A 23391-nucleotide genomic window follows, 5' to 3' on the forward strand; every position below is an offset into this window, starting at 1 on the left:
CCTTCAGGCCTTGCGCGGATCCTGTCCTTCTGCACGACGCGAGAGCCGCGTGAGTCGCGGAACATCTGCCGTCGCGCCAGCGTCAGCAGGAACGATCACCTGTTGCGCGGCCGCGATCTCGACCCCGTCGGCATGCACCACAAGGTCACCCATCGGCGCACGACGGGACAGAATGGCCAGCGCGATCGGACCGTCCTCGAAGTGACGAGCAGCAGAGGTGATGTGGCCGACTTCTGACTCTCCAGCGAACACGGCTGAGCCGATGGCAGGCAGCACATCGTCACTGCCATCGAGATGAAGGGCCGCCAGCCGACGCGGCGGATGACCCAGATTATGGACCTTGGAGACCGTCTCCTGACCTCGGTAGCATCCCTTGTTCAGATGCACGGCCGTGCGGATCCAGTCCGACTCATGCGGCAGCGAGCGCTCATCGACCTCGTTCGTCCAGCGTGGCCGCCATGCAGCCACACGCAGCGCGTCTGCCGCGATGAGCCCAGCGACCTCGAGATCGGAAACAGCGGATGCCGCGGCATCCGCCTCGATGATCGCGAGGCGCCACTGGTACTCAGCCGCGGGATGCGGCGATACCTGCGAGTACTGATGTCCACCGGCCTGCACTGCGGGCCACGGGTCAGCCCACACCAGCGGCACACCGTTCGGCGCGGCAGCCGCCGAAGTGACGACAGGTTCTGCCGCTGCACCGCTGAAGAAGCCGAGCAGGTCGAGATCCTCACGGATCGAGACAGTCGCTCGCGAACGGAAGACCATGCGCTGCAACCAGCTCACGAGCCCCTCGGCATCGGGAGCGTCGGCGATCAGCCACGTCGAGGAGCCGTCCTCCAGGACGCCAGCGGCGTGCTCGACCCGCCCCTGCGGGTCCAGGATCAGAAGTTCAGTGCTCTCTCCCGGGCGAAGCTGCGTGAGCGCCTGCGAGGTGATCGAGTCCAGCCAGGTGAGCCGGTCTTCGCCAGCAACCTCGATCACCCGACGATCGCTGAGGAGCGTGACCGCCGACCCCGCGACGAGATGCCGCTGCTCGCGCATCGGGTCACCGAAGTGCACGACCGCGGCGCCTTCCACGACCGCCCCTTGGTGCGCAGATAGGGCCTCGAAGAGTGCAGACATGCTCACACCTTCGCCAGACGGGCAGACGCATGCGAGGCCATTTCGGCGCCGAGCGCTGCGATATCCCACGCCCAGAGCAGGTGTCCGTCGACGAGCCCGTACATGCGGGTCGCCGCGCCATATGTCTTGCCGCCAGCGCTGCGCACGACTGCATCTGTCGCGATATCGATGCGAGGTCCATTGATCTCGCCGAGGTAGAGCTCAAGCGCGCCATCGGAGTGCGCGAGCGAGACCTCGAGCGGGAAACCACCGGATGGCGCGCGCAGTTGTTCGACATCGTCGACAGTGCGCACGGCGCGCTGTTCAGTCGGCGGGAGCAGCGCCGGTCCGGCATCCGCAGCCGTCGCAGTACGGGAGAGACGCCAGAAGCCGGTCTCGGAGACGAGAGGGACGGATTCTTCGCCCTCTTCTGCCGCGAGAAAAGCGGTCGCCGAGTAATTCAGGTGGCCGGTGCCGTCATGGCTGAAGCTCACCCGGTGGGTGAACTCGCCCTGGAACCGATGGTCCTGCGCGGTGTACTCGATCACACCGGTGCCCTCCCAGACTCCGATGAGCCAGCTCAGCGGCGCGAGATCGGCAGGGAGGTCGGTAGGCAACTCAAGCATGACTGTGAAGACAGCTCAGCTCAGCGCTGGCCGCGGAAGAGGTTGCGCAGCACGACACCCGCGACGAAGACGATCGCGAGACTCGCAAGGCCGAGCAGTCCGATGAAGAAGAGTTCGAGTGCGACGAGGTCCATGGCCTCACTCTACCCCTGCCCGGTGACCGAGGGGGGCAGTGATCAGGCGGGCACGAGAGCTGCCAGGCCGAAACCTGCCGACACCACCCCGAGCAGCAGCAGCGCTCCGGTCGTGCTCGCCGCAATGCGGAAGATGAACCCCTTGGTCTGGCCGTACCAGAGCTGCAGTGCGAACGACAGCAGCACCGAACCGCCGAACGCCAGAAGCAGCCATGCCACACGCCATTCTTCCGGAACGAAGATGCCGATCAGGATGGCCGTGATGAGCGCGGCACCCCAGACGATCATGACGCCTACGAGTGCGTTTCTCGGCGCGAGGGCAGGTTCGGACATGACTCCATTGTTACGCATGCGATGTCATATCTTCGTGCGAACTCGTCGACGCGCACGACCAGATCGGTATCATTACCCCCACGGCGTCGTAAAGATCGCCACTGGGCGAGCTGAATCCGCCGCCCGAAAGGAACTGCGCGTGGCATCGATCCTGGTCCTGACTTCGACTCCTTCGGAGCAGGTCCTCGCCGCGCTGGACCTGCTCAGCCACCGGGTGCGCCAGATCCCCGCTGAGCCCGCTCAGCTCGTCAACGCCCCGGAGAGCGACATCGTCATCGTTGATGGCAGAAAAGATCTCGCCGGGGCGAAGTCACTATGCCGGCTCCTGCGCACGACCGGTCAGACATCCCCTCTGATCCTGGTCGTCACCGAGGGCGGCATGACAGCGGTGTCCGGCGCTTGGGGAATCGACGATGTTCTCCTCGCGGACGCCGGACCGGCAGAGACGGATGCCCGCATCCGTCTTGCTCTCGCCCGCGCCGAGGCCACCGCTGAACCGACCAGAGTGCAGGCATCCGGTGTGACGATCGACGAGCAGTCGTACGCGGCCAAGCTGCACGGCCGACCCCTGGATCTCACCTTCAAGGAGTTCCAGCTGCTGCACTTCCTCGCGACCCATCCCGCCAGGGTGTTCACCCGCGAGCAGTTGCTCAGCGAAGTCTGGGGATACGACTACTTCGGGGGTACGCGCACCGTCGACGTTCATGTCCGGCGTCTTCGCGCGAAGCTCGGCGATCAGGAGCAGATCATCGGCACCGTTCGCAACGTCGGTTACCGCTTCAACGTCAACGACAATGACCAGCTGGCCGCTGCTGAACACTGATCCGCACGGAAACCGTTCACGCACTCTTCTCTCGGCGATGCGAAGATGTAGTCCATGATCGATGCCGCAATCACCGACGCCGGGCTCGGCGATGCAGAGGACGACGATTTCGACGCCGTCGAGACTCCTGATTCGCAGTTGCCCGACCATCGGTACCACGACCGTGAGATCAGCTGGCTCGCGTTCAACCAGCGAGTGCTGGAACTGGCAGAGGACCCTTCGCTCCCCGAGCTCGAGCGGGCCAACTTCCTCGCGATCTTCGCCAGCAACCTCGACGAGTTCTTCATGGTGCGCGTCGCTGGCCTCAAGCGGCGCATCGTCACGGGCCTCGCGGTGCCGACGAATGTCGGACGAGCACCGTCCGATGTACTTGCCGACATCTCCAGAGAGGCCCACGCACTGCAGCTGCGTCACGCCGAGGCCTGGACTGAACTGGTGCGTCCAGCCCTCGCCGATGCGGGAATCGAGACCACCGAGTGGGCACAGCTCACCGAGGATGAGCAGGCGGCACTCACCGAGTATTTCCAAGTGCACGTCTTCCCCGTTCTCATGCCTCTGGCAGTAGACCCGGCGCATCCCTTCCCCTATATCTCCGGCCTATCGCTGAACTTGGCGATCCGCATCCGCAATGCCCGCACCGGACGGCAGGATTTCGCGCGTCTCAAGGTGCCCCCGATGCTCCCCCGGCTTGTCGAGGTGCCGCGCAGCGGTGAGATCACTCGTTACCTGCCACTCGAAGACCTCATCTCCAACCACCTCGGCGACCTGTTCCCGGGAATGGAGGTGCTCGACCATCACGCATTCCGACTCACCCGCAATGAGGACGTGGAGATCGAGGAGGACGAGAGCGAGAACCTCATCCAGGCGCTCGAGGCCGAGCTGCTGCGTCGACGTTTCGGTCCGCCGATCAGACTCGAGATCGCCGATGACATGGATGATGTGACCCTCGATCTGCTGCTCAAGGAGCTCGACATCACCGACCAGGAGGTCTACCGGCTTCCGAGCCCGCTCGATCTTCGCGGCCTCTTCTCGCTGTCGCGAGTGGACCGTCCCGACCTGCGCTATCCGCCGCATGTGCCGACGACTCCGGTGGCGTTCCAGCCGACCGGATCGAGCAGCCGTGCCGACATCTTCGCAGCGATCCGCAAGAATGATGTGCTCGTGCACCACCCGTACGAATCGTTCAACACGAGCGTGCAGTCCTTCCTCGAGCAGGCGGCACGGGATCCGCACGTGCTCGCAATCAAGCAGACTCTCTACCGCACCTCGGGAGACAGCCCCGTCGTTCAGGCGCTGATCGATGCCGCGGAAGCGGGCAAACAGGTACTCGCACTGGTCGAGGTCAAAGCACGATTCGACGAGGCCAACAACATCGTGTGGGCGCGCAAGCTGGAAAAGGCAGGCGTCCACGTCGTCTACGGCCTGGTCGGGCTGAAGACGCACTGCAAGCTCGCCCTCGTCATCCGCGAAGAAGAGGGCCAGCTGCGTCACTACTCGCACGTCGGCACCGGCAACTACAACCCGAAGACCAGTCGCATCTACGAGGACTTCGGGCTGTTCACCGCCGACGCCCAGGTCGGCAAGGACCTCACCAGACTCTTCAACGAGCTCTCCGGCTACGCCATCGAGAAGAAGTTCAAGCGACTTCTGGTCGCTCCGCTGCATCTGCGCAAGGGACTGCTCCGACTGATCAACACCGAGCGCAAGAACGCAGCAGCGGGAAAGCCCGCCCGCATCCGAATCAAGGTGAACTCCATGGTCGATGAGGAGATCATCGATGCGCTCTACCGCGCCAGCCAGGCGGGCGTGAAGGTGGACATCTGGGTGCGCGGCATCTGCAGCATCAAGGTCGACCTGCCCGGCACAAGCGACAACATCACCGTGCGGAGCATCCTCGGCCGCTATCTCGAGCACTCGAGGATCTTCGCGTTCGAGAACGACGGCGACCCCCAGGTCTACATCGGCAGCGCCGACATGATGCACCGCAACCTCGACCGCCGCGTCGAGGCGCTCGTGCGTGTGAGCGATCCGAACCACGTCAAGGAATTGCTGTCGTTCTTCGACCTCGCGATGGACGACCGCACCAACTCCTGGCATCTCGCGGCCGACGGCGTGTGGGAGCGACACTCCGTCGACGAGAACGGCACCCCGCTGATCGATCTGCAGGATAAGACCATGAGCCAGATCCATCGCCGACGCAGGTCACGGTCGGTGCGATGACCACGAAACTGGATCAAGCGGTGGTCGAGGTCGTGCGTGATGACAAGGCCGTCTACGCGGCTGGCGCAGTCGTCTGGCGGCTGACAGCCGAGGGAAAGCTGCGCATCCTGCTGATCCACCGCACGAAGTATCGCGATGTGACCCTCCCCAAGGGCAAAGTCGACCCCGGCGAGATGCTCGCTCAGACAGCCGTCCGCGAGGTGCGCGAAGAGACCGGCATCCGCGTGCATCTGGGCGTGCCCGTCGGCGTCAGTCGCTATTTCATGCGACCTAAGCGTCAGAAGGTCGTCCACTACTGGGCTGCAGAGGCCACCGACGAAGCCATCCGGAAGTCGGCGTTCGTCCCCAATCATGAGATCGCAGCTCTGGAATGGGTGAGCCTGAAGCGGGCACGGAAGACGCTCAGCTATCCCGTCGACCTTGAGATCCTCGACGAGTTCGAGCGCCTCGTCGACGACGGCGTGCTGCACACTTATCCCGTCGTAGTGCTCCGGCACGCGAAGGCGCTCTCGCGATCGGAATGGGACGGGTCGGATGCCGCGCGCCCACTGACTGCACGCGGACATCGGCAGGCTGAGGCGATCGTCGCACCGCTTCGCGCGTTCGGGGTGCGCAGGATCGTCACCAGCGACGCGGTCCGCTGCGTGCAGACCGTGACCCCGCTGGCGAATGCGATCAACCGCACTCCGGTGATGACCGAACTCATCAGCCAGGATGCCTGGGAAGACGGGGTCTCCGATGTGCGCTCCGTCGTCGGCAAGCGCGTGCGCGCGGGCAAGCCCGCGGTCATCTGCAGCCATGGGCCCGTGCTCCCCGGCATCCTCTCCGAACTCGCACTCGCCACCGGCACGATGCACGGCTCCTATCTCGGCAGCGCATCCGCGCTCGAAGTGGGCGCGTTCTCCGTCGCACACCTCTCGGCGACCAATCCCGGCTCTGGAATCATCTCGATCGAGACGCACGTTCCGAAGATCTGACGGATCCAAGCGGACGGTTCCCGTTCACCTTCCGTTTACCCGGGCGGGAGATTCTCGTTAACCGCCGCACTTAGCGTCACTGTGTGCCCTGCACCGGGCCTCATCCATCCACGATCGAACGGATCCCCACAGTGAAGATCTCCCGTATCGCACGAATCAGCGCCATCGGCGCTGTCGCCGCTCTCGCTCTCGCAGGCTGTGCCGCGAACGAAAGCACCGCCACAGACACCTCGGGCGAAGCCAGCGGCATCGCCGGAATGGTCGAGGCGACCGGCGCATCGTCGCAGGAGGCCGCGCAGCAGGCATGGGTCGCTGCTTTCCAGACCGCCAACCCCGACGCCACGGTCAACTACACCTCCACGGGCTCCGGCACCGGCCGCGAGAACTTCCTCGCCGGCTCCTCGAACTTCATCGGCTCGGACCGCGCCTTCAACGCCGAAGAGATCGCCGCTGGCGGCTTCGGCTCCTGTGCGTCCGACGAGATCGTCGAAGTTCCCGTCTATATCTCCCCCGTCGCCGTTGCGTTCAACCTCGACGGCGTCGATGAGCTGAACCTCGATGGCGCGACCATCGCGGGCATCTTCGCCGGCGACATCGCCAACTGGAACGACCCGGCCATCGCCGACCAGAACGACGGCGTCGAGCTCCCCGACCAGCCGATCGTCCCGGTTCACCGCGCCGATGCATCCGGCACGCAGGAGACCTTCACCAGCTACCTCGAGGCCGTGGCTCCCGAGGTCTGGACCAACGAGGCCAGCGACGAGTGGCCGCTGTCGACCGGTGAGGCTGCCGACGGCACCTCCGGTGTCGTGAACGCGATCACCAACGGCGTGGGCTACATCGGCTTCGCTGACGCTTCGCAGGCATCCGGCCTCGGCCAGGTCGCCATCGAGGTCGAGGGCGAGTACGTCCCGTACTCGGCAGAGGCTGCGTCGGCTCTCGTTGCCGCTTCGCCGCTCGAGGACGGGCGCTCCGCTCACGACCTCGCGTTCGCCGTCGACCCGGCAGCAGCACCCGCCGGTTCCTACCCGATCGCTCTGGTCTCGTACCTCATCGGCTGCGTCGAGTACGAAGACGCTGAGACCGCTTCCCTCGTCAAGGCGTACTTCGAGTTCGTCGCTTCGGCCGAGGGCCAGGAAGTCGCAGCCAGTGCTGCGGGCAGCGCCCCGATCTCGGACGAGCTGCGCGAGAAGGTCACCGGAGCGATCGACGCGATCGTCACGAACTAACCTGGTCCTCAGCTCAGGCTGAGGATGAAACATCGCCCCCGTGGTGCTGACCGAGAAGATCGAACCAGCACCGCGGGGGCACCCGCATGAAACCCGAACATCCCTAGAGCACCCGTGGAGCCGCTCAGATGACCACCACCACGACGGGCCCCGATACCCGTTCGCCCGCCTCACGCAAGGCGGTGCTTCGTCCCGGAGATCGCATCTTCTCCGGGACCGCACTCGGCGCCGGAATCATCATCCTCGTGACGCTCGCCGCTGTCGCGGTGTTCCTGATCATCCAGTCGATCCCGGCCTTCGCGCCGGACACCAGCGACAATCACATCCTCGAGGGTCAGTCGTTCATCTCCTGGGTCTGGCCGTTCGTGTTCGGGACGCTGTACGCCAGCGCCATCGCGCTGATCGTCGCCGCACCTCTTGCGATCGGCATCGCACTGTTCATCTCGCACTACGCACCCCGCAAGCTCGCCGGACTCCTCGGCTACGTCATCGACCTGCTTGCCGCCGTGCCCTCGGTCGTCTTCGGCCTCTGGGGCGCTCTGACTTTCGCGCCCATGCTGGTGCCGTTCTACAAGTGGCTGAACACCAACCTCGGCTGGATCCCCATCTTCGGCGGCACGCCCTCTGGAACCGGTAAGACGATCCTCACGGCATCCCTCGTTCTGGCCGTGATGATTCTGCCGATCATGACCGCCATCTGCCGTGAGGTCTTCCTGCAGACACCCAAGCTCCATGAAGAAGCAGCTCTTGCACTCGGCGCAACGCGCTGGGAGATGATTCGGATGGCTGTTCTGCCGTTCGCCCGCAGCGGCATCGTCTCCGGCGCCATGCTCGGTCTCGGCCGCGCACTCGGCGAGACGATGGCGGTGACGCTGGTGCTCTCGCCTCTCGGCATCGTCACATTCAACCTGCTCAACCCGGAGAACCCGACGACGATCCCCGCGATCATCGCGCTGCGGTTCCCCGAAGCTCACGACTCGGGCGTCAACACCCTGATCGCAGCGGGTCTCATCCTGTTCATCGTGACCTTTGCGGTCAACTTCATCGCTCGCTGGATCGTCTCGCGCCGTGCCGAGTTCTCGGGAGCCAACTGACATGACCGCTACTGCCGTCGCCCCCGCCACCACCCGGACGAACACCACGGGCCACCTGCCCAAGGGCACCGCCTGGATCCTGCTGCTCGTGTCACTCTGCATCTCTGCCGCGATCTTCGCTGTCGCAAACAGCGGTGGCGACCCGGCCGATTTCAACATCGCGCTCACCGTGGTCGTGGGCATGCTCCTCTACATGGTGCTCATCTTCACGATCTCAACAGTGGCCGAGAGCCGCCGTCATGCGACAGATCGGCTGATGACCGCGCTGGTCTCGACCGCATTCGTGATTGCGCTGCTCCCCCTGATCTCGCTGCTGTACACCGTCGTCATCAACGGACTCGTCCGGTTCGACGCGGAGTTCTTCGGCTCATCGATGCGCAATGTCGTCGGCGAAGGCGGCGGCGCGGTGCACGCGCTCTGGGGCACGCTACTCATCACCCTCGGCGCCACCATCATCTCCGTCCCGATCGGACTGATGACCTCGATCTACCTCGTCGAGTACGGCCAGGGCAAGAAACTCGCACGGGGCATCACGTTCCTCGTGGACGTCATGACCGGCATCCCCTCGATCGTCGCGGGTCTGTTCATCTACTCCGTCTTCGCGCTCCTCATGGGGCCGGGCACGCGCCTGGGCATCATGGGCTCGCTGTCGCTGGCCGTGCTCATGATCCCGGTCGTCGTGCGCGGCTCGGAGGAGCTGCTGCGCATCGTCCCCAATGAGCTTCGCGAGGCGGCGTACGCACTCGGCGTTCCCAAGTGGTTGACGATCCTCAAGGTCGTCATGCCCACCGCGATCGCCGGAATCACCACCAGCATCATGCTCGCCATCGCCCGAGTCATCGGTGAGACCGCCCCCCTGCTGCTCACGGTGGGAATGGTGCAGAGCATGAACCTCAACATGTTCAGCGGCCAGATGGCGACTCTGCCGGTGTTCACCTACATGCAGGCAAAGTATCCCGGCATCCCGGCGGAGGCATTCATCGATCGTGCGTGGGCGTCAGCTCTGGCCCTCATCCTGATCGTCATGGTCCTCAACCTCGTCGCCCGAATCATCGCGAAGGTTTTCGCGCCGAAGACCGGCCGCTGAGCGGCCCCATCACCCGATTGAACAAGAAGGATTCCAGTGTCCAAGAGCATTGAAGTCAACGACCTCAACGTCTACTACAGCGATTTCCTGGCCGTCGAGGGCGTCAGCATCGACATCAAGCCGAACACGGTCACCGCATTCATCGGCCCGTCGGGCTGCGGCAAGTCGACATTCCTGCGCACGCTCAACCGCATGCACGAGGTCATTCCCGGCGCGCGCGTCGAAGGCGAAGTACTGATCGACGGCCAGAACCTGTACGCACCCGGAGTTGACCCTGTGCTCGTGCGCCGCCAGGTCGGCATGGTGTTCCAGCGGCCGAACCCGTTCCCCACGATGTCCATCAAGGAGAACGTGCTCGCCGGCGTCAAGCTGAATAACTCGCGCATGGCGAAGTCCGACCAGGAAGCACTGGTCGAGAAGTCGCTGCGCGGCGCGAACCTCTGGAACGAGGTCAAGGATCGCCTTGACAAGCCTGGCTCCGGCCTCTCGGGTGGACAGCAGCAGCGCCTATGCATCGCTCGCGCCATCGCGGTCTCCCCCGATGTCATCCTCATGGATGAGCCCTGCTCGGCCCTTGACCCGATCTCGACCTTCGCGATCGAAGAGCTGATCGCCGAGATCAAGACCCAGTACACGGTCGTGATCGTCACGCACAACATGCAGCAGGCTTCGCGCGTCTCGGACCGCACAGCATTCTTCAACATCGCAGGCACCGGCAAGCCCGGCAAGCTGATCGAGTACGACGACACCGCCACGATCTTCACGACCCCGTCGGTGCAGGCGACCGAGGACTACGTCTCCGGCCGCTTCGGCTAGATCCGCCCTCCGAAAGAACTCGGCTACGCCGAGAGCATCCCCTCGCGCACATCGCGTCGCATCACCTTGCCGATCAGCGACCGCGGCAGATCGTCGACGACGGTGATGCGCTTGGGCACCTTGTAGGCAGTGAGCTGCGTTCGACAGAAGTCCCGCAGCGCACTCGCGTCGAACACGGCGCCTTCGCGAAGCACGACAGCTGCCGCGACTTCCTCACCACCGCTCGAACGCGGCAAGCCGACGACCGCCGCCGCAGTGATGTCAGGGTGGGCTTCGAGGGCCTCCTCGACCTCGCTGGGCGACACGTTGAAGCCGCCAGTGATGATGAGCTCCTTCAGTCGATCGACGATCGTCACGAATCCATCGGCTGAGACCTCAGCGATGTCTCCGGTCCGCAGCCAGCCACCCTCGAGCAGCGACGCCGCGGTCTCACCAGGACGGCCCCAGTACCCCTGGAAGACCTGCGGTCCGCGAATGAGGAGTTCACCCCGTTGCCCCAGCGGCAGATCGACAGAAGGATCCGTCGGGTCCACGACGCGGATCTCCGTGCTCGGGAATGGGATTCCGACGGTCCCTGGTCGGCGGGTCCTTCCCATCGGGTTGCCCAGCGCCACCGGCGACGTCTCCGTCATCCCGTATCCCTCGACCAGGATGCCTCCCGTCGCGTCCTCCCACCGCCGCACCGTCGCCAGGGGCAGGCTCATCGCCCCCGAGATCGCGAACCGGATGCTCGACAGATCGATCGTCCCCCGCGATGCCGCGCGTGCGAGCTGGTCGTAGATCGGAGGCACTGCAGGCAGGAACGTGGGCGGGCTGGTGCGAGCGGCATCCTGCACCAGGTCGAGATCGAAAGCAGGAAACAGGACGAGCTTCGCGCCGATGCTCATGGCGAACGTCAGGCAGAGCGTCATGCCGTAGGCATGGAACAGCGGCAGCACCGCGTAGAACGTCTCTTTGCCGTCGACGAGGCCCGGTACCCAGGCGCGGCCCTGTATGGCGTTCGCGCGCAGATTCGCATGGGTGAGGATCGCGCCCTTCGGACTGCCCGTCGTCCCACTCGTGTACTGCAGCAGCGCGGTGTCATCGAGCGCCGGGCCGGCGACGCGGCGCGAGAGACGACGGTGGTCGATCAGCTTCCGCCAGGTCAGCGGATTCTTCGTCTTGGGCGCCGCCGTGAGCTTCGCACGCGATGCACGCGCCTTCTTCAGGGGCAGACGCAGCGCCAGGCGTTTGGCGAAGGGCAGGGCCTCGGTGATGTCGACGCTGATGACGTGCTCGATTTCAAGGTCGGCGGGAAAGCCCGCGACCGTGTCGAAGCTCTTGTCCCAGACGATGGCGAATCGAGCTCCGTGATCTTCGAACTGATGCCGCAGCTCGCGAGCCGTGTAGAGCGGGTTGTGCTCGACGACGATCGCGCCGAGGCGCAGCGCCGCATAGAACGCGATCACGTGCTGGGGGCAGTTGGGCAGCACCACGGCGACGCGGTCGCCCTTCTTCACACCGAGGCGCCGCAACCCTTCTGCTGCGCGCTCGATCTGCTCGCCCAGCTGGCGATAGGACGTGATCGCGCCGAAGAACTCGAGTGCAGGACGGCGCCCGAAGCTCTTGATGCTCGCAGCGACCATCTCGGGCAGCGTCTGTGTCGGCGCGTCTATCTCGGGCGGAACTCCTTCGGCGTACGAGGTGAGCCATGGCCGTGATTCGTATGCGGTACCGGACATCTTCCCATCTTGCCGCGATCGGCGGCATCTGTCAGTCGCGCGGCGACAGGAGATATTCGTTCAGCTCGGCGGTGAGACCCTGATCGACGTGCAGGGCCATCCCATCGACGGCGGTGACCGCGACCGCGAGCCGCACGCTCGAGACGAGCCATGCGCCGTCCGCGCTGGGTAGATCTGATGCCAGGATCTGCTCATATCCGGTATCGAATCCGCGCGCCGCCAAGAACTCGTACACGCTCAACTGCGTCGTTCCGTGCAGGATGCCGCCGGTCGGAGCTGGCGTGACGAACCGATCGTCGAACCGGAGGATGAGGGATGCGGTCGGCGCTTCGAGCACGTACCCGTCGCTGGAGAGGAAGATCGCGTCATCCGCGCCGCGACGATGGGCCTCGCGCAGCGATGCCATGTTCACTGCGTACGACAGTGTCTTGGCTCCCAGCAACAGCCAGGGCGCGCGTTCGGCGACATCGAGGGGATAGCCGCGATCGAGGGTGATGACCTTGACGCCGTTGGCGCGAACGGTCGAGAAGTCGGATGCTGGCGCCGCTGTCACCCACGCGGTCGGGGTGGGCCCGTGCTCCAGTCCCCTGCTGAGAATGAGCTTGATCACCCACTCGCCTGCCGGGCACGCTGCGGCAGCCACCACGATGGCCTGCCGCCACTGCTCGAGGTTCGGCTCGGGAAGATCACAGATCCGGGCCGAATTGGCCAGACGCTCGAGATGCGCAATGACCTCCTGCGCGTGCGAGTCGATCACCCCGATCGATTCGAAGACGCCGTCCCCGCGCTGCGTGCTCAGTTCACCGACGCTCAGCGCGGGCGCTGCGGCGTCCACGACCGTGAAGGTACCGGAGAAGTCGTCGCTCTCCTCATCGAGTCCGGCCGGGTCGATGATCAGGGCGAAGCGCTGGGACATGAGACGACTCTACGGTGCCGCACAGGAATACGCGGGGCATCGAGACGTTACACTTGAGTGGCCGGGCCGCATAACCCCGGGCTCCAAATTTTGCCGCTGCGAGCGGCCTTCCGCCGAGAGGCGTTCTTGCGGCCCGGTCTTTCTCTGTCTGAGGGTCAGTTCAGGCCATCGACCCGCCACAGCCCCGCTGCGGCGCTCAGATCGTTCGCGTACGTGTGCAGCCGCCGCGCGCGGGTGGTGAGCTCGGTCGCTCTGCGGGGCTCTGTCGTCTCATAGTCGTCCGCGAGGTACGTCGCACCCGACACCTGCACGCGGCAGAAGGCGGCAGCGCGGTCCAATGCGACCGCGAAGTCGCCTCGGAACACACCGCGCAGGATCGTGTCGATCAACGCGACGATCTCGTCCGGGCTGGCGGGTACGGGAGCGCCGGCGACGACGGCATCCGCTGAGGCCAGTTGGACTCGCCCGCGCTCGTACAGCAGCGCAGATGTCTGCGGGTCGCTGTGGATGGCGAGCTGCAGCAGGTACAGGCGCCACAGCGCCCCTGGCAGCGAGACCGCAGATGCGGTCGCCCACAGCTCAGCGATGTCATCGATGCCGTGCACCGAGGTGAAGGCGATGAGTCGCTCCGCGCTCTCTCCGGTGGAATCGTCACGCGCACGAGTCAGCAGTGCGGATGCTGTGGCGTGCGCGACCCGCGCCGCCTCGACCGAATCGGCGGATCCGACGAGATTGTCGAACGCTGAGGATGGCCTGCGTACGGGACGGTGGAACTGCTCAGGCATTCGTCCAGAGTACTCGCGGTCAGGCCGTGGGGATGGCAATGATCGGATCGGTCGTGGGAAGTCCGGTCGGTGATCCACCCGCCTGCTCGACCGTCACCGCGATCACATCGCCCTCATGCATGTCGCCGTCCAGCAGAGCCGTAGCCGCTCCGGCGTCCGTCTCGAAGATTCCCGCGGGCAGGGGCAGTTCTCCTCGAACGAACCACAGCTGATAGGTCTGGTCTGCTCCTAGGGCATCCAGTCCGTCCGTGACGAGAACCGCGCTGCCTACAGATGCCGACCAGTGCGCCGTCGCCTGTGCTCCCGAATCCAGTTCGATCGTCTGCTGCTGGGCGTCGGGTGCCGCCTCGATCTTCTCGAGAGCGACGACGGATGCCGGCTGCGTGAGCTGCGGGATCAGGACGGCGGCCCCGATGCCGAGGCCCGCGATCAACACCACGGATGCGGCGAGCGCGAAGAGTCTACGGCTCCACCGACGCTGCGACGCGGCGGGTACAGGAGCGGCAGTGGGCCCAGGTGCGGCAGTGGGCTCGACATCACCCTCAGACGAAGCATCCGCCTGCGGCGTGACAGCGATCTGCGCGAGGAGCGCATCGCGAACGCCAGGTGACGGCAAGGCCGGCACCGCTCCGTCGGCGAGAAGAGCGGCCGTCTCGGTGTCGTACGCGGCGAACGCCTCCCACTCCGGATGCGCGACGAGGGCGTCCGCATAGCGTCGCTCATCAGCATCCGACAGTGCGTGCAGGGCGTGCCCTGCCGCGAGCTCCGCGAATTCCTTCTCGTTCATGCGTTCACCCCCATTTCATTCCTCAGACGTGACAGTCCGTCTCTCATCCGTGTCTTGATCGTTCCCAGCGGCGTTCCCAGAAGAACGGCGATCTCGCTCTGACTGTAACCGCCGTAGTAGGACAGGACGATCGCCTCACGCTGCGATTCCGGCAGCATGCCCAGCGCGGAGACGACTCGGTCGCCTTCGATGCTCAGTTCCACCTGTTCCGCGACGCTGTCGTGGGCGACGCCGATATCGCGGATGCCCGCACGGATGTCCCGATCCGAGCTGGACTGCGACGCCCTCACACGATCGACTGCGCGGCGGTGAGCCATCGTGAGAATCCAGGTGCGTCCCTGCCCCTTGTTCGGAGCGAACCGTGCAGAGGATTGCCAGATCTCCAGGAAGACCTCCTGGAGCACCTCTTCGCTCTGCGCGCGGTTCACGACCACCCGCAGGATGAGGCCGAACACTCGGGAGGAGAGCAGATCGTAGAGCTCAGCGAACGCGCGCTGGTCACCGGACGCGACGCGCACCAGAAGGGCGGCGGCGAGGTCTCCCGCCGAGCCGTCCTCCGGCACTTCCACGCCGTCGATGACCATCTCCATAAGCATGCCGCACCCGCTCCCCTCATTCTGACAACGCACCGTATTCAGAACTCATCCGAACGTGAAGGAATAGGCCTGGATGCCCTCGGGGACCTCCACGCTCAGAACGCCGGATCCGGCGTCGCCATCGAGCAGCCGGTACGAGCGCGGAGTGCCCTCGACGGCGATCTTCCGACTCGTGCCATCCGCTGTGCGGACGGTCACGTCGCCTTCTCCGGCGAGCACCATCCGCACCTCCGATGCCCGGTAGCTCAAGCGCACCGCGGCGTCAGGGCCGACAGGTGCAGCGAATTGCGAGGCCACCTCCCAGGTTCCGTCAAGGGCGAAGGTGTCGTCGGTCTGGTCCTCGGGGAACACGAACTCCGCGGTTCCCGCGCTGTATTCGCCATCTCCGCCGTAGTTGACGTCCTTGGATGATCCGAGGAACGTCTCGCGTGTTGTCGAGCCGAGCTCAGGGGTTTCATCCGCCACACCGGACTCCACGGGGAGCGCGACATCGGGATCAGCGTCGATGAGAAGCTCGCGGATCAGCTTCTCGGTGGCCTCGTAGTTGCCCTCTCCGAACGAGATGTGCCGCACTGTGCCTTCGGCATCGATCAGGTAGTGCGCCGGCCAGTAGCGATTGCGATAGTTGGTCCAGGTGGAGAGGCTGTTGTCGAGTGCGACGGGGTACTCGATCCCGAAATCACGGATGCCGGCGGCGACGTTTCCGGCATCCTTCTCAAAGGCATACTCAGGCGAGTGGATACCGATGACCTGCAGCCCGGCGTCACGATAGGTCTCATCCCAGCCCACTACGTGCGGAATCGACCGTTGGCAGTTTATGCACGAATATGCCCAGAAATCGATGAGCACGACCTGACCTCGCAGGTCTACGAGGTCGACTGCCTGACCGTCGGGTGTGTTCAGCCACTGCTGGATCCCGCGGATCGACGGTGCTGTGCCGCACGATTCGAGCTCCTCCGCACCGTGGGTGCAGTTGTCAAGTTCGCGATTCTCCTCGGTCACGAGGCCGCCGAGACCGAGGGCCTCTTCTGCCGCGTCGTTCTCGGTGAGCTCCTGCTGCAGCGGCGCGGTGTAGTCCGGCAGCAACCGCTGCAGTGCCTGGGGCACATTGAAGACCAGCCCGACCGCGAGCGCGATCATCGCGATGCCTGCGGCAATGCGCAGACCGCGCTCACGAGTGCGGAACGCTCGGATCCGCTTCACCACACTGCGCCCCGCAAGGGCGAACGCCAACAGTGGGATAGCGACGCCGATGGAGAACGACACCGTCAGCAGCACTGTTCCCGGGCCGATCTGCCCAGTGGAGCCTGCGACGATGATCGCGGCGAGCACCGGGCCTGCGCACGGCACGAACACCGCGCCGAGTGCGAGTCCGACGCCGAAACCGCTCCCCCGGTTCTTGACCTCGTTCTGCGGCAGCCACTGGAACGGCTTCTCGAGAAGCCGCTCGAGGCGCGGGATGAGCAGTCCCACTCCGATGACGATGAGCACGACGATTCCCGCCCACCGAAGGACATCCTGCGGGAGGCCGAGCAGTCCGAGGATGAGCGAGCCGACGAGTGTGACCAGGGTGAAGCTGAGCACAAGGCCTGCGATCACGAGATACGGACGGCCGCGGCGCGCGGGAATCACATCCCCGCCGCCCTCGAAGCGCGCGGACTGCACGCCTCCCGTCAGGAAGATGACTGGCAGGACGGGGAGGATGCACGGCGAGATGCCGGTGATGAGCCCTCCGAGCAGGCCGATGAGTATCAGGTCCATGAGGTCCTCGCTTCTGTTGCGAGTTCTTCGGCACGCGAGTGGTTTCGGATTGTTCTGAAAAATTCTGAGGTTCTTCCCATCCGATGCAGGAAGGGCTCCGAACAGCATTCAACGCCGCGGAGATATCGCGGCTCCGAACCCCGGAGGTAGAGAGATGTTCAGCACTAAGAAGAAGATGACCGCAGCACTGTCGCTCGGATTCGCCAGCGTGCTCGTGCTGGCCGGGTGCTCCATGGGCAGCAGTGACACGGCAGAGGACACTATGGAGCCGTCGGCGCCGGAGACCTCGGAGGCGACGCCCGACACCATGGACCCGGCCGCGAACCTCGTCGGCCCCGGCTGCGAGGCGTACGCCGAGGCTGTGCCGGACGGAGCAGGTTCCATTCAGGGCATGTCGCAGGACCCTGTGGCGGTCGCCGCATCCAACAACCCGATGCTCACGACACTCGTCGCAGCCGTCAGCGGTCAGCTCAACCCCGATGTGAATCTGGTCGACACTCTCAACAGTGACGAGTTCACCGTGTTCGCGCCGGTGGACGACGCCTTCGCGAAGATCGACGCTGCCACGATCGAGTCGTTGAAGACCGACTCCGCAACGCTGTCGTCGATCCTCACTTACCACGTGGTCCCCGGCCAGATCGAGCCGTCCGACATCGCCGGAATGCACACCACGGTTCAGGGTGCCGACCTGGAGGTCACCGGCGAGGGTGACATGTGGATGGTCAACGACGCGAACATCGTCTGCGGCGGAGTGCAGACGGCAAACGCCACGGTGTACCTGATCGATTCGGTGCTGATGCCCCCGGCTCAGTGACCCGCTGATGCGGCGCGCCCCTCGTTCACACGATGGGGCGCGCCGCATATCCTTGCCTCATGCAGTTCTCGGCGGAATGTGGCGGATGCTCATGAACTGGGCGCTGACACTCGATCTGTTCGGGACGTTCTTCTTCGCGATCTCCGGGTCGCTGCTGGCCGCGCAGCGCGGCTACGACATCGTCGGTTCGCTCCTGCTGGGCAGCCTCACCGGCCTCGGCGGTGGTGTCATCCGAGATCTCATCATCGGAGTGCCGCCCACCGCATTCGCCGAACCCGTCCATCTCGTAGCGCCCGTCGCCGCGGCCGTGCTCGTGTTCTTCCTCTCCCACGGTCTGGAACGGTACTCCCGGCCGCTGCTGATCTTCGACGCCGCCGGTCTCGCGCTGTTCTGCACGACCGGGACGGTGAAGGCACTGGAGGCCGGAATGAACCCGGTGGCGGCGATGCTGCTGGGCGTGACCACCGGCGTCGGCGGCGGCCTGCTGCGCGACGTCGTCGCAAATCGCGACCCGCAGCTGTTCAACTCGTCCGATCTGTATGCGGTCCCCGCCTTCCTGGGCGCCGCACTCGTCGCCGGTCTGTGGTTCACGGTCATCCCGAACGTGATCACGGTCTTCCTTGCGGCAGTCGTCGTCTTCGTGTTCCGTCTGCTGTCGTTGCACTTCCATTGGCGCATTCCGCACGCCAAGGGTCAGCCGAAGAGAGGTCGGGTATCCGAATGAGCACCATCGCCGGCATCCTGCGAGGCGGCGACGGACCGGCAGAGGAGACCGGAGATGGGGCACGAGGGATGCTGGCGGACGGACTCGCCAACCTCATCCCGAAGCCCGACGTCGCCCTCGCGCAGCATGTCCTCCCCGGACCATCCGGCACGGTGCTGACGCGCCCTGGCCCCGTGCTCTCGAGCGCCGACGGAGCCACGGAGAACGACCTGGATGCCACGGCACGCATCGCTCGTGCATTCGCTGAGCATTTCGGCGCCGGTGCGCTGCCGATGGAACTGCAGACCGCGAGCAAGGACTTCAGCGATGTGCCCCGCGCGCTGGGTGTGCCGTACACGTACTGGTGGGTCGGAGTTGGTTCAGGAAGCGGCTAGACTCTGATGCGCGGGCCTCTAGCTCAGTTGGCAGAGCATCGGACTTCAACAAAAAATAGGAGCGCCTCGGGGGAAACTCCGAGGATGACACCACTCAAAGTCGGGGAACCCTTCCTGGGAAACCAGATGGCAATCCCGAGCCAAGCCGGTCGAAAGTCCGGAAGGTGTAGAGACTGGACGGGTGGCACCTACAGCGAAAGCCAAGGTGAAGGGACAGTCCAGACCACGAACGCCCTTTGGGCGGCGGCGAAAGTCGAAGTGGCATGTTAATCCGCGGGTCATGGGTTCGAGCCCCATGGGGCCCACCGCAAATCATTGTCTGACGTCGACGGTACTTTCGTGCCATGGATCTCCTGCGCCCTGAAGAGGCGCGGCGGACATCGTCCCAGCGCGCTCGCTCAGGATGCGCTGCGCGGCACGTCGACGATCTTCTCCACGCCCGTCGGGGTCGCCGTGACCGCGCCGGCTGATGCGGCGGCGATCTCCGCGCTCAGAGAAGGCACCGCAGTCGTCGGGGTCCACAGGACGAACGTTGCCTGGGCTCCGTACGTGGGTTCGCCGAGAATCGCATCGTGTACGGGCGCCCAATTGCGAAGGAGATTATCGAAGCGACCAGCATCCGCATGGCCCACCGCCATGGTCACTTCAGCGAGCACCCGTCTGTCGACGAGCTCCGCCAGATCCAATGCTTCGGACACGGCAGACGAATAGGCGCGCACCAGGCCACCGGCGCCGAGCTTGATGCCACCGAAGTACCGGGTGACGACCGCGACGACGTCAGTGAGCTCGCGCCGCCGCAGCACCTCGAGCATCGGAATCCCTGCCGTGCCTGACGGTTCCCCATCATCCGAAGAGCGCGCCCGCTCCCCCCGCACACCCGTCACCTGAGCCGAGCAGTTGTGTCTGGCATCCCAGGCGCGCTTCTTGACTGCGGCGCTCACCGTATCTGCGTCCTCGGGCGAGGCGACCGGGGCGATATGCGTGATGAAGCGCGACTTCTTGATCACCAGCTCATGGTCCACTGCTCGCGCAATCGTGGCCGGATACGCGGTCATGCCGTGAGCTCGACGAGCTTGCGCACGGTGCGGAGGTTTCGTGCGGTCCCGGAGACCCCCAGCGCGCGGTCGAAGACGGCTTTGGTCAGCTTGGACGCGTGCACGCCGTCGGCGCTGAAAGTGATCCACAGTTCACGTCCGATCAGCGCGAGCTTCTCCCCCGGCACGAGTCGCGTTTCGAGCGCCTCGACAGCTCCCGCATTCGGCTCGCCCTCGAGGAACATCGCATGCACGAGCCTCTCGATCCCACCCTCGAACGGACACGTCTTGAGCGCGGCGGCGAGCTCATCATGCGTGCGCGAGACGACAGGCGTCTCGACGCCGAACTCCGTGTGGATCAGCTCGCGTACGCGCGCACGCGCGGATGCAGCATCGGCGGGCGCATCGCAGATGATGTTCCCGCTCGCAATGTACGTCGAGACGTTCTGCAGGTCACTCTCGGAGGCGAGCACCTCGCGAAGGTCAGCCATCGGAACCCTGTTGTGGCCAGAAACATTCACAGCCCGCAACAGCAGGACACTGCGCATCATGCTTCGAGAGTACCTCGCGTGAAGAATTGGAGCCCCGAGTCAGGATTGAACTGACGGCCTTCCCATTACGAGTGGGATGCTCTACCACTGAGCTATCGGGGCGTGACCTGACGGGTCAGGCACGAGAATCGATATTACCCTGTCCGTGCCCTCACCGCGAAATCACTCGCACTTCAGATCAGCATCCGGAACCTCATCGTCGAGGAAGTAGGCGTCAACGGCGTTATCCACGCACACGTTGCCCTTGTTGTACCCCGTGTGCCCCTCGCCCACGCGGGTGATCAGCACACCCTCTTCGAGCTGCTCGGCGAGGGCTACCGACCACTCGTACGGCGTTGCCGGGTCGTTGGTCGTGCCGACGACCAGGATGGGGCCGGCCCCCGCGGCATGGATCTCCCCCCGGGTCCCGGTGGGCGGGTACGGCCATACTGCGCAGGAGTCAGGACCTGACCAGTACGGCGCGATCGTGGGGGCGCCCGCCGCCACCTTCGCGTCTGCCGCGTCTTGCGCTGACTGGTCGTCCTCTACCGGGTAGTCCATACAGTTGTAGGCGCGGAACGCCTCGCTGGAGTTGTCCAGGTAACTGCCGTCCTCGCGAGCGTTGTAGAAGTCGGCCAGAACGAAGGCGATGTACGGATCGCCTTGCAGCGCGCCGTCGAGCGCCTGAGTAAGGTAGCCCCAGCTGTCCTGCGAATAAAGGGCGGCGATGATGCCGGTCATCAGCGAGTCCGCACCGAGCATCCTGCCGTCATCGTTCTTCAACGGCGTCCGGTCGACCGCGGCCAGCAGCGCGCTGAGGTCTGCCATCGCTTCGTCGACTGTGCCGTTGAACGGACACGAACCGGAATCGAGACAGTTCTGCATGTAGGCGCGCAGCGCCGACTCGAAGCCGAGCGCCTGCGTCGTGCCGACATCGATGCCGGAAACTGCCGGGTCGATCGCACCGTCGAGCACCAGACGCCCCGTCTTCTGCGGATACAGCTCGGCATAGGTCGCGCCGAGGAAGGTGCCGTATGAATAGCCGAGGTAGTTCAGCTGCGTGTCGCCGAGCACCGCACGGATGAGGTCCATGTCGCGCGCGGAGTTCACCGTCGTGATGTAGGGAAGGATGCCGTCGCTGTTCGCCTCGCACGCTTCCGCGAAGGCGGTGTTGCGTTCGGTGAGTTCTGCTTCCCACTCGTCAGTACCGCGTGGAGAAGCCGGGATGTCGTACAGGTACGCATCCATCGCCGTGGCATCGAAGCAGGCGACAGCGGTCGAATCTCCGACACCCCGCGGATCGAAACCGATGACGTCGTAGTTCTCGGCGAGGTCTGCGCTGACCGCATAGCCGACGCTGTCGAGGATGAAATCGCGTCCGCTCGCGCCGGGTCCACCGGGGTTCGTCAACAACGATCCCATCGGCTGCCCAGCAGCCTGGTGGCGCACCACGGACAGTTCGATCGTGCCCTCGCTCGGGTTCTCCCAATCCAACGGGGCCGTGACATACGTGCAATCGAATGCCGCGCCACCGCGATCGCAGGCTGCCCAGTCGAGCGTCTGCTCATAGAACGGCAGAAGGTCGGCCGATACGCCATCGCTGTCGGGGGCGTTCGTGGCAGAAGGGCGAGGCGCTGCACCCTCGGGGATCATCGCGTACAAGCATCCGCTGAGCATCATGGATGCCGCAGCCAGACCCGCAGTGATCGTCACGAGCCGTCGCAGGCGAGAAGTCTGTCTGGTGTTCACGGTTTCCTCCCGCTCGCGACGGTCACGAGCAAACTCTCCAGAGCAAGCGTCGGTGCAACGTTGCGCTCCAGTGATTCACGGGTCTCGGCAAGATGGTCGAGCACGACCAGAGTACGTTGCACAGGCCATACGGTCGCGAGCGCGGTGAGATCTTCACTGAGTTCACGGTTGATGAGGTCATCGCCTCGTCCGTACTGCAGCATCACGACATCACGGAACATCGACTGCAAGTCGGTGAGCACACGGTCGATGCCATCGCGCAGACTGCGGGTGGCCCGCTTCTTCTGGTCGTCTTCGAGCGCTGAGATCTGCGTGCGCAGTGCCGGCGGCACTGCCTGCCCCTCTGCGATGCCGACAATGCGCAGCAGTGAGGCCCGTTCGGCGGCATCACGCTCTGCGGTGAGAGACTTCGCATCGTCTGTCGCGGCCTGGATGATCCCACCGGCGACCTCGACCGCACTGCCCACGCCGCGCACAGACAACACCGACCGCAGCGTCGTGTCACGACGGCGCCTGGCCGCGTCATCGGTCGCGAGGCGCTGCGCCATGCCGATGTGCCGCTGCGAGAGCCGCGCCGCCTGTTCAGCGATCGCGAGGTCGACACCCGTGCGCTCCACGATCAGTCGCGCCACATCGTCGACGTCGAGTTCCCGCAGTCGCAACGGGCGGACCCGCGAGCGAATGGTCGGCAGCAAGTCGGCTTCGCTCGGGGCACAGAGCACCCAGACGGTGTTCTCCGGCGGCTCTTCGAGTGCCTTCAGCAGCACGTTGGAGGTGCGCTCGACCATGCGGTCGGCATCTTCGACGACGATGACGCGATAGCGCCCTGCAGAGGGAGCGAAGTACGAGCGCTCGACGAGTGCGCGCGCCTCTTTGATCGTGATGATGACTTTGTCTGTGCGCAACGCCGTGACGTCGGGGTGAGTGCCGGCGAGCACCTGGCGCATGGTCTGTTCATCGTCGGGGCTATCGGCGATCAGCGCGGCCGCGAATGCATAGGCCAGCGTGGAACGACCAGAACCCGGTGGACCGGTGATCAACCAGGCATGTGAGAGCGACGCCGGATCGGACGCTGCCTGCCGAAGGGCAGTGACTGCATCATCCTGCCCCCAGACATCCGTCCAGGGGAACGGAGCGAGGGTCGCGGTCATGCACTC

23 protein-coding genes and 1 tRNA gene are annotated in these 23391 nt (G+C 65.0%); 10 read left to right on the top strand and 14 right to left on the bottom strand.

From position 1 onward, the window contains the following. Nucleotides 1-3 precede the first annotated feature (3 nt). The 3 genes from ygfZ to ACTU6U_RS11000 form a co-directional block, all read right to left on the bottom strand. On the bottom strand, nucleotides 4-1125 hold the full coding sequence (ygfZ, locus tag ACTU6U_RS10990; protein WP_443469148.1) for a CAF17-like 4Fe-4S cluster assembly/insertion protein YgfZ: 1122 nt from the start codon (nucleotides 1123-1125) through the stop codon (nucleotides 4-6). 2 nt (nucleotides 1126-1127) lie between these two features. After that, nucleotides 1128-1730 carry a heme-binding beta-barrel domain-containing protein gene (locus ACTU6U_RS10995; protein ID WP_443469149.1) on the bottom strand — a complete coding sequence of 201 codons (603 nt, stop codon included), beginning with the start codon at nucleotides 1728-1730 and terminating at the stop codon, nucleotides 1128-1130. 176 nt (nucleotides 1731-1906) lie between these two features. Continuing rightward, entirely contained in the window at nucleotides 1907-2197 is a 291-nt protein-coding gene (locus tag ACTU6U_RS11000; RefSeq protein ID WP_443469150.1) for a hypothetical protein, read from the bottom strand. A 139-nt stretch (nucleotides 2198-2336) separates the two neighbouring features. Between ACTU6U_RS11000 and ACTU6U_RS11005 the strand changes: the two genes are divergently transcribed. The 7 genes from ACTU6U_RS11005 (at nucleotide 2337) to pstB (ending at nucleotide 10443) form a co-directional block, all read left to right on the top strand. After that, a complete protein-coding gene (locus ACTU6U_RS11005) occupies nucleotides 2337-3020 on the top strand; it encodes a response regulator transcription factor (RefSeq protein WP_443469151.1) in 684 nt (227 codons plus the stop codon). Nucleotides 3021-3074: 54 nt separating this feature from the next. Further along, a complete protein-coding gene (locus ACTU6U_RS11010) occupies nucleotides 3075-5240 on the top strand; it encodes an RNA degradosome polyphosphate kinase (protein WP_443469152.1) in 2166 nt (721 codons plus the stop codon). Beyond that, nucleotides 5237-6217, top strand: coding sequence for an NUDIX hydrolase (locus tag ACTU6U_RS11015; protein WP_443469153.1), 981 nt, complete (start codon nucleotides 5237-5239; stop codon nucleotides 6215-6217). The genes ACTU6U_RS11010 and ACTU6U_RS11015 overlap by 4 nt, the downstream gene beginning before the upstream one ends. Before the next feature lie 131 nt (nucleotides 6218-6348). Next, complete coding sequence (locus ACTU6U_RS11020; protein WP_443469154.1) at nucleotides 6349-7446, top strand: phosphate ABC transporter substrate-binding protein PstS; 1098 nt, start codon at nucleotides 6349-6351, stop codon at nucleotides 7444-7446. Nucleotides 7447-7574: 128 nt separating this feature from the next. Next, complete coding sequence (gene pstC / locus ACTU6U_RS11025) at nucleotides 7575-8540, top strand: phosphate ABC transporter permease subunit PstC (protein ID WP_417511001.1); 966 nt, start codon at nucleotides 7575-7577, stop codon at nucleotides 8538-8540. 1 nt (nucleotide 8541) lies between these two features. Further along, nucleotides 8542-9627 carry a phosphate ABC transporter permease PstA gene (gene pstA / locus ACTU6U_RS11030; protein ID WP_443469155.1) on the top strand — a complete coding sequence of 362 codons (1086 nt, stop codon included), beginning with the start codon at nucleotides 8542-8544 and terminating at the stop codon, nucleotides 9625-9627. 36 nt (nucleotides 9628-9663) lie between these two features. After that, a complete protein-coding gene (gene pstB / locus ACTU6U_RS11035) occupies nucleotides 9664-10443 on the top strand; it encodes a phosphate ABC transporter ATP-binding protein PstB (protein WP_443469156.1) in 780 nt (259 codons plus the stop codon). 23 nt (nucleotides 10444-10466) lie between these two features. On the opposite strand, the gene ACTU6U_RS11040 is transcribed toward pstB, so the two are convergent. The 6 genes from ACTU6U_RS11040 to ACTU6U_RS11065 all read right to left on the bottom strand — a co-directional run bounded on the left by ACTU6U_RS11040 (nucleotide 10467) and on the right by ACTU6U_RS11065 (nucleotide 17009). Further along, entirely contained in the window at nucleotides 10467-12164 is a 1698-nt protein-coding gene (locus ACTU6U_RS11040; RefSeq protein ID WP_443469157.1) for a long-chain-fatty-acid--CoA ligase, read from the bottom strand. A 31-nt stretch (nucleotides 12165-12195) separates the two neighbouring features. Continuing rightward, nucleotides 12196-13080: an aminodeoxychorismate lyase gene (locus ACTU6U_RS11045; RefSeq protein WP_443469158.1), complete on the bottom strand. Its 885-nt coding sequence runs from the start codon at nucleotides 13078-13080 to the stop codon at nucleotides 12196-12198. Between the two features lie 155 nt (nucleotides 13081-13235). After that, complete coding sequence (locus ACTU6U_RS11050; RefSeq protein WP_443469159.1) at nucleotides 13236-13865, bottom strand: DNA-directed RNA polymerase subunit beta; 630 nt, start codon at nucleotides 13863-13865, stop codon at nucleotides 13236-13238. Nucleotides 13866-13884: 19 nt separating this feature from the next. After that, nucleotides 13885-14652, bottom strand: coding sequence for an anti-sigma factor (locus tag ACTU6U_RS11055; RefSeq protein ID WP_443469160.1), 768 nt, complete (start codon nucleotides 14650-14652; stop codon nucleotides 13885-13887). Then, complete coding sequence (gene sigK / locus ACTU6U_RS11060; RefSeq protein WP_443469161.1) at nucleotides 14649-15248, bottom strand: ECF RNA polymerase sigma factor SigK; 600 nt, start codon at nucleotides 15246-15248, stop codon at nucleotides 14649-14651. Before sigK ends, ACTU6U_RS11055 begins: the two co-directional genes overlap by 4 nt. 45 nt (nucleotides 15249-15293) lie before the next feature. Beyond that, nucleotides 15294-17009 carry a cytochrome c biogenesis protein DipZ gene (locus tag ACTU6U_RS11065; RefSeq protein ID WP_443469162.1) on the bottom strand — a complete coding sequence of 572 codons (1716 nt, stop codon included), beginning with the start codon at nucleotides 17007-17009 and terminating at the stop codon, nucleotides 15294-15296. A gap of 154 nt (nucleotides 17010-17163) precedes the next feature. Between ACTU6U_RS11065 and ACTU6U_RS11070 the strand changes: the two genes are divergently transcribed. From ACTU6U_RS11070 to ACTU6U_RS11080, 3 genes are all read left to right on the top strand, one after another. After that, entirely contained in the window at nucleotides 17164-17823 is a 660-nt protein-coding gene (locus ACTU6U_RS11070; RefSeq protein ID WP_443469163.1) for a fasciclin domain-containing protein, read from the top strand. Between the two features lie 91 nt (nucleotides 17824-17914). After that, nucleotides 17915-18547, top strand: a complete 633-nt coding sequence (locus tag ACTU6U_RS11075) for a trimeric intracellular cation channel family protein (RefSeq protein ID WP_443469240.1) — start codon at nucleotides 17915-17917, stop codon at nucleotides 18545-18547. Beyond that, nucleotides 18544-18921, top strand: a complete 378-nt coding sequence (locus tag ACTU6U_RS11080; protein WP_443469164.1) for a zinc-binding metallopeptidase family protein — start codon at nucleotides 18544-18546, stop codon at nucleotides 18919-18921. The genes ACTU6U_RS11075 and ACTU6U_RS11080 overlap by 4 nt, the downstream gene beginning before the upstream one ends. A gap of 398 nt (nucleotides 18922-19319) precedes the next feature. Here ACTU6U_RS11080 and ACTU6U_RS11085 read toward each other — a convergent pair whose 3' ends face one another. The 5 genes from ACTU6U_RS11085 to ACTU6U_RS11105 all read right to left on the bottom strand — a co-directional run bounded on the left by ACTU6U_RS11085 (nucleotide 19320) and on the right by ACTU6U_RS11105 (nucleotide 23385). After that, a complete protein-coding gene (locus ACTU6U_RS11085) occupies nucleotides 19320-19976 on the bottom strand; it encodes an IMPACT family protein (RefSeq protein WP_443469165.1) in 657 nt (218 codons plus the stop codon). Continuing rightward, nucleotides 19973-20506 (bottom strand): DUF1697 domain-containing protein, encoded by a 534-nt coding sequence (locus ACTU6U_RS11090; protein ID WP_443469166.1) that lies wholly within the window; start codon nucleotides 20504-20506, stop codon nucleotides 19973-19975. The genes ACTU6U_RS11085 and ACTU6U_RS11090 overlap by 4 nt, the downstream gene beginning before the upstream one ends. A gap of 27 nt (nucleotides 20507-20533) precedes the next feature. Next, nucleotides 20534-20608 (bottom strand) — tRNA-Thr (locus tag ACTU6U_RS11095). 60 nt (nucleotides 20609-20668) lie between these two features. Continuing rightward, nucleotides 20669-22234, bottom strand: a complete 1566-nt coding sequence (locus ACTU6U_RS11100) for an alpha/beta hydrolase (RefSeq protein ID WP_443469167.1) — start codon at nucleotides 22232-22234, stop codon at nucleotides 20669-20671. Then, complete coding sequence (locus tag ACTU6U_RS11105; RefSeq protein ID WP_443469168.1) at nucleotides 22231-23385, bottom strand: DNA polymerase III subunit delta'; 1155 nt, start codon at nucleotides 23383-23385, stop codon at nucleotides 22231-22233. The genes ACTU6U_RS11100 and ACTU6U_RS11105 overlap by 4 nt, the downstream gene beginning before the upstream one ends. Nucleotides 23386-23391: the final 6 nt, after the last annotated feature.

It is taken from the genome of Microbacterium zouquanmingi (genome assembly GCF_052266695.1).
GTDB lineage: Bacteria > Actinomycetota > Actinomycetes > Actinomycetales > Microbacteriaceae > Microbacterium.

What these genes read in the sequence shown, in the direction of transcription:
- ygfZ (WP_443469148.1), bottom strand. Translation starts at nt 1,125, where the DNA reads ATGTCTGCACTCTTCGAGGCCCTATCTGCGCACCAAGGGGCGGTCGTG.
- ACTU6U_RS10995 (WP_443469149.1), bottom strand. Translation starts at nt 1,730, where the DNA reads ATGCTTGAGTTGCCTACCGACCTCCCTGCCGATCTCGCGCCGCTGAGC.
- ACTU6U_RS11000 (WP_443469150.1), bottom strand. Translation starts at nt 2,197, where the DNA reads ATGTCCGAACCTGCCCTCGCGCCGAGAAACGCACTCGTAGGCGTCATG.
- ACTU6U_RS11010 (WP_443469152.1), top strand. Translation starts at nt 3,075, where the DNA reads ATGATCGATGCCGCAATCACCGACGCCGGGCTCGGCGATGCAGAGGAC.
- ACTU6U_RS11015 (WP_443469153.1), top strand. Translation starts at nt 5,237, where the DNA reads ATGACCACGAAACTGGATCAAGCGGTGGTCGAGGTCGTGCGTGATGAC.
- pstC (WP_417511001.1), top strand. Translation starts at nt 7,575, where the DNA reads ATGACCACCACCACGACGGGCCCCGATACCCGTTCGCCCGCCTCACGC.
- pstA (WP_443469155.1), top strand. Translation starts at nt 8,542, where the DNA reads ATGACCGCTACTGCCGTCGCCCCCGCCACCACCCGGACGAACACCACG.
- ACTU6U_RS11040 (WP_443469157.1), bottom strand. Translation starts at nt 12,164, where the DNA reads ATGTCCGGTACCGCATACGAATCACGGCCATGGCTCACCTCGTACGCC.
- ACTU6U_RS11045 (WP_443469158.1), bottom strand. Translation starts at nt 13,080, where the DNA reads ATGTCCCAGCGCTTCGCCCTGATCATCGACCCGGCCGGACTCGATGAG.
- ACTU6U_RS11050 (WP_443469159.1), bottom strand. Translation starts at nt 13,865, where the DNA reads ATGCCTGAGCAGTTCCACCGTCCCGTACGCAGGCCATCCTCAGCGTTC.
- ACTU6U_RS11055 (WP_443469160.1), bottom strand. Translation starts at nt 14,652, where the DNA reads ATGAACGAGAAGGAATTCGCGGAGCTCGCGGCAGGGCACGCCCTGCAC.
- sigK (WP_443469161.1), bottom strand. Translation starts at nt 15,248, where the DNA reads ATGCTTATGGAGATGGTCATCGACGGCGTGGAAGTGCCGGAGGACGGC.
- ACTU6U_RS11065 (WP_443469162.1), bottom strand. Translation starts at nt 17,009, where the DNA reads ATGGACCTGATACTCATCGGCCTGCTCGGAGGGCTCATCACCGGCATC.
- ACTU6U_RS11070 (WP_443469163.1), top strand. Translation starts at nt 17,164, where the DNA reads ATGTTCAGCACTAAGAAGAAGATGACCGCAGCACTGTCGCTCGGATTC.
- ACTU6U_RS11075 (WP_443469240.1), top strand. Translation starts at nt 17,915, where the DNA reads ATGAACTGGGCGCTGACACTCGATCTGTTCGGGACGTTCTTCTTCGCG.
- ACTU6U_RS11080 (WP_443469164.1), top strand. Translation starts at nt 18,544, where the DNA reads ATGAGCACCATCGCCGGCATCCTGCGAGGCGGCGACGGACCGGCAGAG.
- ACTU6U_RS11085 (WP_443469165.1), bottom strand. Translation starts at nt 19,976, where the DNA reads ATGACCGCGTATCCGGCCACGATTGCGCGAGCAGTGGACCATGAGCTG.
- ACTU6U_RS11090 (WP_443469166.1), bottom strand. Translation starts at nt 20,506, where the DNA reads ATGATGCGCAGTGTCCTGCTGTTGCGGGCTGTGAATGTTTCTGGCCAC.
- ACTU6U_RS11105 (WP_443469168.1), bottom strand. Translation starts at nt 23,385, where the DNA reads ATGACCGCGACCCTCGCTCCGTTCCCCTGGACGGATGTCTGGGGGCAG.